The 11,948-nt window shown below is 75.3% G+C and carries 12 protein-coding genes and 1 riboswitch; of the genes, 6 read left to right on the forward strand and 6 right to left on the reverse strand.

Going from position 1 to position 11,948, the window contains the following annotated elements; all coding sequences use genetic code 11:
- Nucleotides 1-4 precede the first annotated feature (4 nt).
- On the reverse strand, nt 5-490 hold the full coding sequence (locus ACZ4M8_RS01175) for an SAV_6107 family HEPN domain-containing protein (protein ID WP_467602281.1): 486 nt from the start codon (nt 488-490) through the stop codon (nt 5-7).
- Nucleotides 491-1,046: 556 nt separating this feature from the next.
- Between ACZ4M8_RS01175 and ACZ4M8_RS01180 the strand changes: the two genes are divergently transcribed.
- The 3 genes from ACZ4M8_RS01180 (at nt 1,047) to ACZ4M8_RS01190 (ending at nt 4,304) form a co-directional block, all read left to right on the forward strand.
- On the forward strand, nt 1,047-1,661 hold the full coding sequence (locus ACZ4M8_RS01180) for a TetR/AcrR family transcriptional regulator (protein WP_467602283.1): 615 nt from the start codon (nt 1,047-1,049) through the stop codon (nt 1,659-1,661).
- Nucleotides 1,662-2,122: 461 nt separating this feature from the next.
- The gene (locus ACZ4M8_RS01185; protein ID WP_467602285.1) at nt 2,123-2,743 is read left to right on the forward strand and encodes a DUF4126 domain-containing protein; all 621 of its coding nucleotides are present in this window, start codon (nt 2,123-2,125) and stop codon (nt 2,741-2,743) included.
- Nucleotides 2,744-2,801: 58 nt separating this feature from the next.
- A complete protein-coding gene (locus tag ACZ4M8_RS01190) occupies nt 2,802-4,304 on the forward strand; it encodes a phytoene desaturase family protein (RefSeq protein WP_467602287.1) in 1,503 nt (500 codons plus the stop codon).
- Between the two features lie 270 nt (nt 4,305-4,574).
- On the opposite strand, the gene ACZ4M8_RS01195 is transcribed toward ACZ4M8_RS01190, so the two are convergent.
- From ACZ4M8_RS01195 to ACZ4M8_RS01215, 5 genes are all read right to left on the reverse strand, one after another.
- Nucleotides 4,575-5,684, reverse strand: coding sequence for a hypothetical protein (locus ACZ4M8_RS01195; protein ID WP_467602289.1), 1,110 nt, complete (start codon nt 5,682-5,684; stop codon nt 4,575-4,577).
- Between the two features lie 35 nt (nt 5,685-5,719).
- Nucleotides 5,720-6,637, reverse strand: a complete 918-nt coding sequence (gene metF, locus ACZ4M8_RS01200; protein ID WP_467602291.1) for a methylenetetrahydrofolate reductase [NAD(P)H] — start codon at nt 6,635-6,637, stop codon at nt 5,720-5,722.
- Between the two features lie 128 nt (nt 6,638-6,765).
- The gene (gene thiE / locus ACZ4M8_RS01205; RefSeq protein WP_467602293.1) at nt 6,766-7,431 is read right to left on the reverse strand and encodes a thiamine phosphate synthase; all 666 of its coding nucleotides are present in this window, start codon (nt 7,429-7,431) and stop codon (nt 6,766-6,768) included.
- Nucleotides 7,432-7,547: 116 nt separating this feature from the next.
- A complete protein-coding gene (locus ACZ4M8_RS01210) occupies nt 7,548-7,913 on the reverse strand; it encodes an Rv2175c family DNA-binding protein (protein WP_467602295.1) in 366 nt (121 codons plus the stop codon).
- 130 nt (nt 7,914-8,043) lie between these two features.
- Nucleotides 8,044-9,285 (reverse strand): NAD(P)/FAD-dependent oxidoreductase, encoded by a 1,242-nt coding sequence (locus ACZ4M8_RS01215; RefSeq protein WP_467602297.1) that lies wholly within the window; start codon nt 9,283-9,285, stop codon nt 8,044-8,046.
- Between the two features lie 145 nt (nt 9,286-9,430).
- Nucleotides 9,431-9,543: riboswitch (TPP riboswitch) on the forward strand.
- On the opposite strand from ACZ4M8_RS01215, the gene thiO reads away from it, so the two are divergent.
- From thiO to ACZ4M8_RS01230, 3 genes are all read left to right on the forward strand, one after another.
- The gene (gene thiO, locus ACZ4M8_RS01220) at nt 9,541-10,773 is read left to right on the forward strand and encodes a glycine oxidase ThiO (RefSeq protein WP_467602299.1); all 1,233 of its coding nucleotides are present in this window, start codon (nt 9,541-9,543) and stop codon (nt 10,771-10,773) included. Its footprint overlaps the riboswitch before it by 3 nt.
- On the forward strand, nt 10,770-11,024 hold the full coding sequence (thiS, locus tag ACZ4M8_RS01225) for a sulfur carrier protein ThiS (protein WP_467602301.1): 255 nt from the start codon (nt 10,770-10,772) through the stop codon (nt 11,022-11,024). Before thiO ends, thiS begins: the two co-directional genes overlap by 4 nt.
- 3 nt (nt 11,025-11,027) lie before the next feature.
- Nucleotides 11,028-11,822 carry a thiazole synthase gene (locus tag ACZ4M8_RS01230; RefSeq protein WP_467602303.1) on the forward strand — a complete coding sequence of 265 codons (795 nt, stop codon included), beginning with the start codon at nt 11,028-11,030 and terminating at the stop codon, nt 11,820-11,822.
- The last annotated feature ends 126 nt before the right edge of the window (nt 11,823-11,948 follow it).

Raw genomic sequence — 11,948 nt, forward strand, 5'->3', positions numbered from 1 at the left:
ACCCTCACCCCGCGCGCTGGGGCGGGAGGGACGGCTGGAGCAGGAGCATGCGCTCGACCAGGCGGAGGAAGTGGGCGGTGGCACGGAGGAGATCGTCGGCGTCGCGGGGGCCGGCCGCGCCCGGTATGCCGGCCTCGGCGCGGGCCCGGCGCTCGGCTCCGGCGGCGAAGAGGGCGCTCCACTCGGTCAGCTCCGGGGCGACCTCCGGCAGGACCTCCCAGACGCTGCGGATGCGCCGGCGGCGGCGCGCGGTGGCCTCGGGCCTGCCCCGGACCGCCAGCACGGCGGCGGCGGTACGCAACGCGGCGAGATGGGCCGTCGCGAAGCGTTCGTTCGGGGAGGGCAGGGTTTCGGCTTCGGTGAGGCCCTGCTGGGCCTGGGTGAGCAGGGTGAGGGCGGCGGGTGGCGCTGCCGAACGCCGCAGAACGGGGTGGACATCGCTCGGGGGACCGTACGCAGCGGAGCTGCCCATTGCGGGACGAGCTGCCATGACGAACCTCCAGTCGTCGCAAACCGGTTCGGAACCGTTGCCCCCATCCTGCGGCACACCACTGACAATCGGCCCTGACCTGGGCTTTCGCGAGGTCTGGAGGCGTACGGACCCGATCGCGCAGGCCCCCCTGTACCCAGCTCGGCCTCCAGGCCGCCCGACCCGGACGGTCCCCGCCGCCCGCCTCGCTCCCGTTCGTACCGCCACCACCCCACCCGGCAGGGGACCACGCGGAACGGCACCGGGCCACGAACCGCACCGCGCAGCCCGGGGCCGTCACCGGCCGGGACACCACCCCGGGCCGCCTGCGGCCGATGCGCCGCCCCGGCCCCCAACACCCCCTCACACGAGGAGCGTTGCCCCCACCACCGCGACGGAGGACCGGCAGCGGGCCGGACCGGTGCACCGGGCGCGACGTGCTGCCGGTGTCCACCACGAGGACACCGGAGCCTGCCGTACCGACCGCCCACGGCCGGCCCGTCGCGTGGGCGGAAGAGCTGCGCCCGGGGCCGCTCCCGTGAACCGGCGGGCGCCGCGGACCGGCACAATCACCTGCATGGACAGCTCCCACTCACGCCGCGACGCCACCCGGCGCAAACTCTTCGACGCCGCGGTCACCCTCATCGCCGAACAGGGCTTCTCCTCCACCACGGTGGACGAGATCGCCGAGCGGGCGGGGGTCGCGAAGGGCACGGTCTACTACAACTTCGCGAGCAAGAACGTTCTCTTCGAGGAACTGCTGCGGCACGGCATCGAACTGCTGGCGACCTCCCTCCAGGAGGCGGCCGAGAAGGTGACCGACCGCGGCGGCACCCGCATCGACGCCCTGGACGCGATGATCCGCGCCGGTCTGGACTTCATCTCCCGCTACCCGTCGCTCACCCAGCTCTACGTGGCCGAACTGTGGCGCACCAACCGGGCCTGGCAGTCCACCTTGATGGTGGTGCGCGAGCGGGCCGTGGCCGTGGTGGAGGGCGTACTGCGCGAGGCCGTCGCCGAGGGCGAGCTGAGCGAGGAGATCGATGTGCCGCTGACCGCGTCGGCGCTGTTCGGGATGGTGCTGGTGGCGGCGCTCGACTGGCAGTCGTACCAGCCGGACCGCTCCCTCGACGAGGTGCACGCGGCGCTGTCCCGGCTGCTCCAGGGGCGGGTGAGCGGCCACCGGAGCTGAGTCACGGGCCCGACGGGCCGCTGTCCGGGGAACGCCGGGGCCGCCCCGGGACGCACGGTCCGGGCCCCTCGGGCGTCCCGCCGGCCTCGGAGGCGCCGCGGCTCCGCCGCCGTCCCCAGGGCCGGAAACGAAAAAGCGCGCTGCCCTGGCACGGATCGTTCCCCCACCGATCCGACCAGGACAGCGCTTCCCCCGTGTCCCCCGTACTTCCCCCGTGTCCCCCGTACTTCCCCCGTGTCCCCCGTACTTCCCCCGTATCCCCCGTGTTTCCCCCGTCACGTCCGGGATGCCGCGCCGCTCCGCCGCCCCGTGCCGGCGGTGCGGCGCCGCGTCCCTTCGGTGCACCCCACTCTGTCGTTCCGGCGGGGTCCGGCCCATCCGCGTACCTACTCATCTCGCCGTCTGAGTACGCGTACTCATCCGTGAGCACCCCGTCGCCGGGCTGTTCTACGATCTCCGGCATGTCCGTACTCCCGTTGGTGTTCACCAGTGGCTGGGCGAGCGGGATCAACGCCTACGCCGTCGTGCTGCTCCTCGGCCTGCTCGGCGCCACCGGCGTCACCGACGAGGTACCGGACGCGTTGCAGCGGCCGGACGTGCTGATCGCCGCCGCGGTGCTCTTCCTGTGCGAGGCCGTCGCCGACAAGGTCCCGTACGTGGACTCCGTCTGGGACGCCGTGCACACCGTCGTCCGGCCCGTCGCGGGCGGGGTGGTCGCGGCGCTGCTGGCCGGGCACGACGGGTCGCTGCCGCAGCTGGCGGCGGGTGCCGTGGGCGGGACCACGGCGCTGCTGAGCCACCTCGTCAAGGCGGGGGCGCGGATCGCGGTCAACACCTCACCGGAGCCGGCGAGCAACATCGCGGTGAGCCTCGTCGAGGACCTCGGGGTCGCCGGGCTCGTCGCGTTCGCGGTGTTCCACCCGGTCGTGGCCGCGGTCATCGCCGCCACGCTGCTGGTCGCCGGTCTGGCGCTGGTGATCCTGCTCTGGTCGCGGATCCGCCGCTACCTGCGGCGACGGCGTGAGCGCCGGGAGGAGAAGCGGCTGCGGGCCGCCGCGGAGGCGGAACCCGTCCCGCGCTGAGGCCGCCCGCCGGGCCGTGGTGCGGGCGTTGTCGGTGGGTGCGGATACAGTCGCGGACATGGCACGGATTGCGGTGATCGGGGCGGGCGCGGGCGCGATGGCGGCCGCCGCGCGGCTGGCCGTCGCGGGCCACCGGGTGGTGGTGTGCGAGCGGGAGACGACGTACGGCGGGGCGCTGGGGCGCTTCGTGCGGGAGGGCTTCGGGTTCGACACCGGGCCCGCGTTGCTGCACCTCCCGGCGGTCTACCGCGATCTCTTCGTCAAGACCGGCCGGGAGCCGCTGGAGAGCGTGCTGACGCTCACCCAGGTCGATCCCGCGAGCCGTCATGTCTTCCCGGACGGCACGGCGGTGGCGCTGCCGAACGCCTCACGCGGCGGTGTCCTCGCGGCGCTGGACGGTGCGTTGGGCGCCGGAGCCGGGGAGCGCTGGAGCGATTTCCTCGGCCGCGCCCGCGACGCCTGGGACGCCACCCGCAGACCGCTCCTGGAGGAGCCGCTGTGGGCGGACTGGCAGGTGCTGGGGCGCGATCCGTATCCGGCGGTGCGCCGCCGTGGCCTGTTCGGCCGCGGCAAGGGCCCGACGACCGCGACGCTCGCGGAGGTCGCCCGCCGGGAGCTGTCCGACCCGCGGCTGATCGCCCTGCTGGAGAGCCATGCCCTGGCGTACGGCTTCGATCCGCGCGCCGTCCCGGCGAGCGCGGCGGTGCTGCCGTACATGGAGCAGACCTTCGGGACGTGGTATCCGGCCGGTGGCATGCGGGCGCTGGCCGACGCGCTGCACGCGCGGTGTGTGGCACGGGGGGTGGAGTTCCGCTTCGGGACGCCGGTCGAGCGGATCATGGTGGCGGACGGCCGCGCGGCGGGCGTCGTCACCGCCGGCGGCGAGGTGACGGAGGCGGAGCACGTGGTCGCCGGGGTCGCCCCCGAGGCGCTGGCGGAGCTGGTGCCCGGTGGTGCGCCGTGGGAGCCCTCGGACGCCCCGGCCGGTCCGCCGGTGGGTCCGGCCCCCGCCCGGATGACGGTGGCGCTGGCGCTGCGCGGCGCCCGGCCCGAGGGCACCGCCCACCGCACGGTGGTGCACACCGACGACCGTGCGGCGGAGCTGGCCGCGGTGTTCGGCGGGGGCGGTGCCCCGGCGGCGCGGCCGACGGTGACGGTGCTGCGGCCCGACGACCCGGCCACCCGGCCCGACGACGCCCACGAGGCGGTGACGCTGACCGCGACGGTGGCGGCGCCCGGCGCCGGCGGCCTCACCGCTGACGCGGCCGAGGCGCTGGCCGCGCGGATGACGGAGTGCGCCGAGGCCGCGGTGCCGGGACTGCGGGAGCGGCTGCTGTGGCGCGAGGTGCTGGCGCCGTCCGGCCGGGCGCGGCTGTCCGGGCCCGCGCTGGCCGGTGGCGGGGGCCGTTTCCTGCGTCCCGCCAACAGCACCCGGATACCCGGGCTCCACGCCGTCGGCGGCTGGTCCCACCCGGGCGGCGGTGTGGCGCACGCCGGGATGTCCGGGGCGATCGTCGCCGGACTGATCGTCAACGGCGAGGACTGGCGCGGGTCGTCCTGACCCCGGGGCACGCCCGCCGGCAGGCACCCCTGGCGGGCGACTCCGCGGACGCCTCTCGGCGCCCCCGGCCCACTATGGCGACGGGACCGGCAGCGGCCAACGGCGGCAGCGGCAGCGGCAGCGGCAGCGGCAGCGGCCAACTGTGGGCCGCTGCCGGCCGGTACCGCCGTACGCGGCTCGGCGGGGCGGGCGCCGCGGGCGCCCGGCCGTACGCCTCGGGGCGCGCCCCGGGCCCGTATCCCTCGCACCGCACGGGGAAGTGACGCCCCGTCAGTACCGGTACTGCTGCCCGTCGTGGTCGTACTGCGGTGTCTGCGGGTGGGGCGGCTCGGCGGGCGGGCGGACGCCGTCGCGCTGCTGGGGTACCCAGACCCCGCCGGGCGGGGTGTCGCCGTAGTCCTGGAGCGAGGTGCCGTACCCGTAGGGCTGCTGGGCGTACGGGTCGACCGGGGCGTACGGGTCGTGCGGCGGGTACGGCTGGGTGCCGGGGTAGGGCCCGGCCGCCGGGGCGCCCGGGTCGGTGCCGTACGGGGCGTAGGAGCCGTAGGGGTCGGCGTAGGCGTCCTGGGCGCCGGGGGCGTAACCGCCGCCGTGGCCGTAGGGGTCGTGGTCCGCCGGTCGGCCGTCGAAGGCGGGGGCGTAGGCGTCGGAGCCGTGCGGTGCGGAGCGGGCGTCGGGGCTGTAGATGCCGTACTGGCCGGTCTCGTCGGGGAGCGGCTGCGGGGCGTAGACGGCGGCCGCGCCCTGGCCGTCGAAGGGGGAGCCGTGGCTGTCGAAAGGGGAGCCGTGGGCGTCGAAGGCGGGGGTGGCGCCGTGGGCGTCGGGGCCGCCGGTGGTCCAGGCGCCGCCCAGGCCCGGCTGTCCCGTGGTGCCGGGGCCGCCGGTGGTCCAGGCGGTGTCCTGGCCCGGCTGCCCGGTGAGGTCGTAGCCGTCGTGGGGCGGGGGGCCGTCCGGTGTGGTGTGGGGCGGGACGGCGTCGTACGGGCCGGGGGCGGCGGCGTCCGCGGGCGGCTCCGGGGCGTCCGGGCCGGCGGGGGGCGGAGTGGTCTCCTCGATGTCGGAGACGTGCAGGGCGGGGCGGCGGGCGCCGGACTTCGCCCGGCGGCGGCGGTTGTTCTCCCGGGGTGCGCCGCGCAGCGACCAGCCGGTGGTGAAGCCGCGGCGGAAGGAGAGCGTGACGTAGGTCTGGCCGGTGGCGAACGCGAGGGCGCCCAGCGCGATGACGAGGACCGACGGGAGCAGGACGCCCGCCACCACACCGAGGAATCCGACGAAGGCCAGCAGCCGCCACCGGAGCCGGGCCTTGTGCTGGAGGAGGACCTCGCCCAGCAGCCACAGCGCGACGCATCCGAATGCGATGTAGAGGACCGCCCAGCCCATGTACGCCCCTCTTCCGCCGCGCTGCGGCACCGTGATCAGGACTGCTGGTGCAGCCCCAGATTCTCGTAGATTTCCAGGGTCGCCGTGGAGTGGTTCAGGGTGATGAAGTGCAACCCGGGCACGTCCTCGGCCCTCAAGCGCGCGCACAGTTCCGTCGCGTACTCGATGCCAATGGAGCGTACAGCGGACGGGTCGTCCTTGACCGCCAGGATGCGGTCCGCGAGCTCGGGCGGGAACGCGGCGTTGCTCAGTTGCGCGAAACGTTCGATCTGCCGGACGTTCGTGACAGGCATGATCTCGGGGATGATCGGCGTCGAGCAGCCGGCGGCGGCGACGCGGTCGCGGAGCCGGAGGTAGTCCTCGGCGTAGAAGAACATCTGGGTGATGGCGAAGTCGGCGCCGGCGCGGCACTTGTCGACGAAGTGCGCGACGTCGGTGTCCCAGTCCGTGGAGCGCGGGTGCATCTCGGGGAAGGCGGCGACGCCGACGCAGAAGTCGCCGGACTCCTTGATCAGGCGGACCAGTTCGGCGGCGTAGGTGATGCCCTGCGGGTGGCTGACCCAGTCGCCCATGGGGTCGCCGGGCGGGTCGCCGCGGAGCGCGAGCATGTTGCGGATGCCCGCGTCGGCGTACTGGCCGATGATGTTGCGCAGTTCGGCCACGGAGTGGTTGACGGCGGTGAGGTGGGCGACCGGTGTGAGGGTGGTGTCGGTGGCGATGCGCTCGGTGGCGCGGACGGTGCCCTCACGGGAGGTGCCGCCCGCTCCGTAGGTCACGGAGACGAAGGTCGGGGCGACGGCTTCGATGCGGCGGATGGCGTTCCACAGCGTCCGCTCGCCCTTCTCGGTCTTCGGGGCGGCGAACTCGAACGAGTACGACTGTTTGCCGGAAGCGAGCAGCTCACGGACGGTACGTGCGCGATCAGTCCTGGTGGAAGCGGTACCTAGGGCCATACGGGAAGGTTATCCACCCCTGGGTCGGTCACCAACCGGCTCCGGTGTAATGCCGGAATAGGCATGGTTCCCGTCCACGGAGTGGACAGCGGGCCGGGCCGGACGTGCGCGGCCCGGCACCCACCGTGTCAGGCGTCCCGCTCGCGTATCCGGCGGGCGAGCGCGGCGGCCGCGGCGGCGGGGTCGTCCGCCTCGGTGAGGGCGCGGACGACGACGATCCGGCGGGCGCCGGCGTCGAGGACCGCGTCGAGGTTGTCCGCGTCGATGCCGCCGATGGCGAACCAGGGGCGCTCGGGGGTCTGCGCGGCGGTGTACCGGACGAGGCCGAGGCCCGGGGCGTGGCGGCCCGGCTTGGTGGGCGTGGGCCAGCACGGTCCGGTGCAGAAGTAGTCCACGCCCGGCTCGGCGAGGGCGGCGTCGGCCTCCGCCTCGGCGTGCGTGGAGCGGCCTATGAGGACGTCCGGGCCGAGCAGCGCGCGGGCGGCGGGGACCGGCAGGTCACCCTGGCCGAGGTGGAGCACATCGGCGCCGGCGGCGTGGGCGACGTCGGCGCGGTCGTTGACGGCGAGGAGGGTGCCGTGGCGGCGGCAGGCGTCGGCGACGGTCTCCAGGTGACGCAGTTCCTCGGCCGCCTCCATGCCCTTGTCACGCAGCTGGACGATGTCCACCCCGGAGGAGAGCACCGCGTCCAGGAACTGCGGCAGGTCACCCTGGCGGGTGCGGGCGTCGGTGCAGAGGTAGAGCCGGGCGTCGGCGAGGGCCGCGGCGCGGGCGGCGTGGGTCCGGGTCGTCATCGGGTGCTCCCCCAAGGCGGTGGCGTACGGCCGGATGTCCGGCGCGTACGCCACCTCGTAGCGGTTTACGGATGCGGATGGGTGCGGGCGGGCCGCGGCGCGGCCCGCCCGGGGCGTCACACGGCGAGCGCCTGCGCCCGGCGCTTCACCTCCGTGCCGCGGTTCTCGCGCAGGGCCTGCGCGGGGGTGCCGGGCAGGGTCTCATCCGGGGTGAAGAGCCACTCCAGCATCTCCTCGTCGGCGAAGCCGTCGTCGCGCAGGAGCGTCAGGGTGCCGACGAGGCCCTTGACGACCTTGCCGTCCTTGATGAAATCGGCCGGCACGTGCAGTGCCCTGTTCTCGCCGCGGCGCACGGCGATCAGCTGGCCCTCCTTGACCAGCTGCCGTACGCGCGTCACCTGGACGCCGAACGCTTCGGCGATGTCGGGGAGGGTGAGCCAGGCGGGGACGAGTCCATCGATGTTTGCGTCAATCTCGGTCACAGGACAAGCGTGCCACCTCGCACTGACAGTCGGTAGCCGGGCATCGCCGCGCGAGGCCCGCGCGGCGCGCCGGAGCCCCGGCGTACGGCCTTCGCGGGGCGCCGGACCGGCCGGCGTACGCCCCGTCGGCTCAGCGCACCGCGGATTTGAGCGGGACGGAGGCGTCGGCCGCGCGCTGCCGGTCCAAGGTGGCGCCGCGCTCGATGAGGCGGCGGCCCTGGGCCAGGTCACGGGGCCTGCCGACCGCCAGCAGCGCCACCAGGACGCCGTCGCGCAGCCAGATGACCGACCAGGCGGCGCCGTCCGGGTCGCCGCGCCGGACCAGGTCGTCGGCGCCGCCGTGGTCACCCGCGTACTGGACGAAACGGCCGAACTGCTCCGACCAGAAGTAGGGCACCGGGTCGTAGACGGCGGCCTCGGCGGGGTCGCCGGTGATGTTCTGCGCGACGGTGCGGGGGCCCTGGAGGGCGTTGTCCCAGTGGTGGATCAAAAGGCGGCGGCCGTAGCGGGCGGAGGGGAAGGAGGCGCAGTCGCCGACGGCGTGGACGTCCGGGGCGGAGGTGCGCAGCCGGTCGTCGGCGAGGACCGAGCCGTCCTCGGGCGAGAGCGCGATGCCGGAGCCGGCGAGCCAGCCGGTGGCGGGGCGGGCGCCGATGCCGACGAGGACGGCGTCGGCGGGCAGGGCGGTGCCGTCGTCCAGGACGACACCGCGCTCCTCGACGGCGGCGACGCGCACGCCGGTGCGCAGGTCGGCCCCGGCGGCGGCGTACCAGGGCGTCATGTGGGCGGCGACCTCGGCGGGCAGCGCCCCGGCCAGCGGGCGGTCGGCGGCCTCGACGACGGTGACGGCGCAGCCCGCCTCCCGGGCGGCGGTGGCGAACTCGGCGCCGATCCAGCCCGCACCGACCACGACGATGTCGCTCCGCGCGGCCAGGACGGGCCGCAGCCGCCGCGCGTCGTCCAGGGTGCGCAGCAGGTGCACACCGGGGTGGCCCTCGGAGCCGGGCAGCTTCAGGGGCGCGGCACCGGTGGCGAGGACGGCGTGGTCGTAGCGGACGGGGCCGCGCACGGTGTCCAGCAGGTGTTCGGCGGGGCGGATGCCGGTCACCGGGTGGTCCAGTTCCAGGTCGATGCCGAGGGAGCGGAAGTCGACGTCGAAGGCGGCGCCGTCGGCCTTGCCCAGCAGGACCGCCTTGGACAGCGGCGGCCGGTCGTAGGGCGGGTGCGGTTCGTCGCCGAAGAGGGTGATCGCACCGTGCCAGCCGTTCTCGCGCAGCGCGACGGCGGTCTGCACGCCCGCCATACCGGCGCCGGCGATCACCACGCGCGGCGTGTGGTCAGGGGCCTGGGGGGACTTGCTCTGCTCGCTCACCCGGTCACTCTAGGGCGGCGCGGGAGGCCGTCCGCAGCACCGCGCAAGGAGATCTCTGACACAGCGTCACGCTCCACCCGGCGCACCCCGGGGCGGGCGGGCACTCCCTTACGGGTCCTCGGGGGCGGGTACTAGGGTGAGGCGGACACGCACTCGCGGGAGCCCGGACGCACCGGGCTGAGAGGGAGGCTGACCGGCCTCCGACCGTACGAACCTGATCCGGGTCATGCCGGCGAAGGGAGGGGCTGGACGCCCATGCCGCCATCCGTCACACCTCAGAGCCCGCAGCAGCCACCGCCGCACCCCGATGTCCTGGTGATCGGCGGTGGCCTGATGGGGCTGGTCACCGCCTGGCGGGCCGCGCGGCGCGGTCTGCGTACCGCGCTGGCCGATCCGGAGCCGGGCGGCGGCGCGGGCCGGGTCGCCGCCGGGATGCTCGCCGCCGTCACCGAACTGCACTACGGCGAGGAGACACTGCTCGGCCTCAACCTCGCCTCGGCCCGCCGCTACCCGGACTTCGTGGCGGAGCTGGAGGAGGCGAGCGGCCTGGACGCCGGATACCGCGCCTGCGGCACGCTGGCCGTCGCGCTGGACGCCGACGACCGCGCCCACCTGCGCGAACTCCACGCCCTCCAGGTCCGGTGCGGGCTGGAGTCCCACTGGCTGCCGGGGCGTGAGTGCCGGCGCCTGGAGCCGATGCTCGCGCCCGGCGTGCGCGGGGGCCTGCGGGTCGACGGCGACCACCAGACCGATCCACGGCGGCTGACCGCCGCGCTGCTGGTGGCCTGCGAACGCGCCGGGGTGGTCCTCCACCGCACCCGCGCCACCCGGCTGACCGTCACCGCGGGCCGCGCCACCGGCGCCGAGCTGGCCGACGGCACCCGCGTGTCGGCCGGCAGCACCGTGCTGGCCGGGGGCAGCCTCAGCGGGCGGCTGGCGGGCGTGCCGGACGAGGTGCGGCCGCCGGTGCGCCCGGTGAAGGGCCAGGTGCTGCGGCTGCGGATGCCGCGCATGCCCCTGGGGAGCCCGCCGTTCCTGTCGCGCACCGTACGGGCCGTGGTGCGCGGCGGGCCGCTCTACCTGGTGCCGCGGGAGAACGGCGAGCTGGTCGTCGGCGCCACCACGGAGGAGCTGGGCTGGGACACCACCGTCACCGCGGGCGGCGTCTACGAGCTGCTGCGGGACGCGCACGAGCTGGTGCCGGGCCTGACGGAGCTGCCGCTGGTGGAGACCTGCGCGGGGCTGCGGCCCGCCTCGCCGGACAACGCGCCGCTGCTCGGCCCGACGGCGCTGCCCGGTCTGCTGCTGGCCACCGGGCACTTCCGCAACGGCGTGCTGCTGACGCCGGTCACCGGTGACGTGCTGGCCGAGGCCCTCACCACGGGGCGGCTGCCCGAGGAGGCCCGCCCCTTCTCCCCCGACCGCTTCGCCCCGGGGGCCGGTGCGCCGGCCGCCCCGGGACGCGTCCTCCAGGAGCAGCAGGCATGACCACACCGCCCCCGTCCACCTCGTCCGCCCCCTCCGCCTCGTCCGCGCCGGTCACGGTCACCGTCAACGGCGCCGCCCGGGAGATCCCCGATGGGCTGACCCTGGACCGGCTGGTGGCGACGTTGTCCGCCGCCCCGTCCGGGATCGCGGCGGCGGTCAACGAGACCGTCGTCCCGCGCTCCCGGTGGACGGCCACCCCGCTCGCCGCCGGTGACCGCGTCGAGGTGCTGACCGCGGTCCAGGGAGGCTGACCGATGGCCGACGATCTCTTCACCCTGGGGGGAACGGAGTTCACCTCCCGCCTGATCATGGGCACCGGGGGCGCGCCCAGCCTGGACGTCCTGGAGCGGGCGCTGCTGGCCTCGGGAACGCAGCTGACGACGGTCGCCATGCGGCGCCTGGATCCGACCGTCCAGGGCTCGGTCCTCTCCGTCCTCGACCGGCTCGGCATCCGGGTGCTGCCGAACACCGCGGGCTGTTTCACGGCGGGCGAGGCGGTGCTGACCGCCCGGCTCGCCCGGGAGGCGCTGGGCACCGACTGGGTCAAGCTGGAGGTGGTCGCCGACGAGCGGACGCTGCTGCCCGACCCGGTGGAGCTGCTGGACGCGGCGGAGACCCTGGTGGACGACGGTTTCACGGTGCTGCCGTACACCAACGACGATCCGGTGCTGGCCCGGAAGCTGGAGGACGCCGGCTGCGCCGCGATCATGCCGCTGGGCTCGCCGATCGGCTCCGGTCTGGGCATCCGCAACCCGCACAACTTCCAGCTGATCACCGAGCGCGCCGGCGTCCCGGTGATCCTCGACGCGGGCGCCGGCACCGCCTCGGACGCGGCACTCGCCATGGAACTGGGGTGCGCCGCGGTGATGCTGGCGTCGGCGGTGACCCGCGCCCAGGAGCCGGAGCTGATGGCGCGGTCGATGCGGTACGCGGTCGACGCGGGGCGGCTGGCGTTCCGCGCCGGGCGCATCCCGCGCCGCCATTTCGCGCTGGCGTCCTCACCCGAGGACGGCCGCGCGGCGCTGGACCCGGAGCGTCCGGCGTTCTGACCCCGGGGGCGGGGGGGGGGGGGGGGGCCCCCCCCCCCCCAGGAGCGGTTCCTCTCACCATTTTTTTTTAATTCGACCCCGTGGGCCCCCAAGCGGGCAATGGTGTTGGTGGTTCCTCCTCGAATC

It is taken from the genome of Streptomyces sp. NPDC027185, assembly GCF_055567035.1.

What these genes read in the sequence shown, in the direction of transcription:
- ACZ4M8_RS01195 (WP_467602289.1), bottom strand. Translation starts at nt 5,684, where the DNA reads ATGGGCTGGGCGGTCCTCTACATCGCATTCGGATGCGTCGCGCTGTGG.
- metF (WP_467602291.1), bottom strand. Translation starts at nt 6,637, where the DNA reads ATGGCCCTAGGTACCGCTTCCACCAGGACTGATCGCGCACGTACCGTC.
- ACZ4M8_RS01190 (WP_467602287.1), top strand. Translation starts at nt 2,802, where the DNA reads ATGGCACGGATTGCGGTGATCGGGGCGGGCGCGGGCGCGATGGCGGCC.
- thiS (WP_467602301.1), top strand. Translation starts at nt 10,770, where the DNA reads ATGACCACACCGCCCCCGTCCACCTCGTCCGCCCCCTCCGCCTCGTCC.
- thiE (WP_467602293.1), bottom strand. Translation starts at nt 7,431, where the DNA reads ATGACGACCCGGACCCACGCCGCCCGCGCCGCGGCCCTCGCCGACGCC.
- ACZ4M8_RS01230 (WP_467602303.1), top strand. Translation starts at nt 11,028, where the DNA reads ATGGCCGACGATCTCTTCACCCTGGGGGGAACGGAGTTCACCTCCCGC.
- ACZ4M8_RS01175 (WP_467602281.1), bottom strand. Translation starts at nt 490, where the DNA reads ATGGCAGCTCGTCCCGCAATGGGCAGCTCCGCTGCGTACGGTCCCCCG.
- thiO (WP_467602299.1), top strand. Translation starts at nt 9,541, where the DNA reads ATGCCGCCATCCGTCACACCTCAGAGCCCGCAGCAGCCACCGCCGCAC.
- ACZ4M8_RS01185 (WP_467602285.1), top strand. Translation starts at nt 2,123, where the DNA reads ATGTCCGTACTCCCGTTGGTGTTCACCAGTGGCTGGGCGAGCGGGATC.
- ACZ4M8_RS01180 (WP_467602283.1), top strand. Translation starts at nt 1,047, where the DNA reads ATGGACAGCTCCCACTCACGCCGCGACGCCACCCGGCGCAAACTCTTC.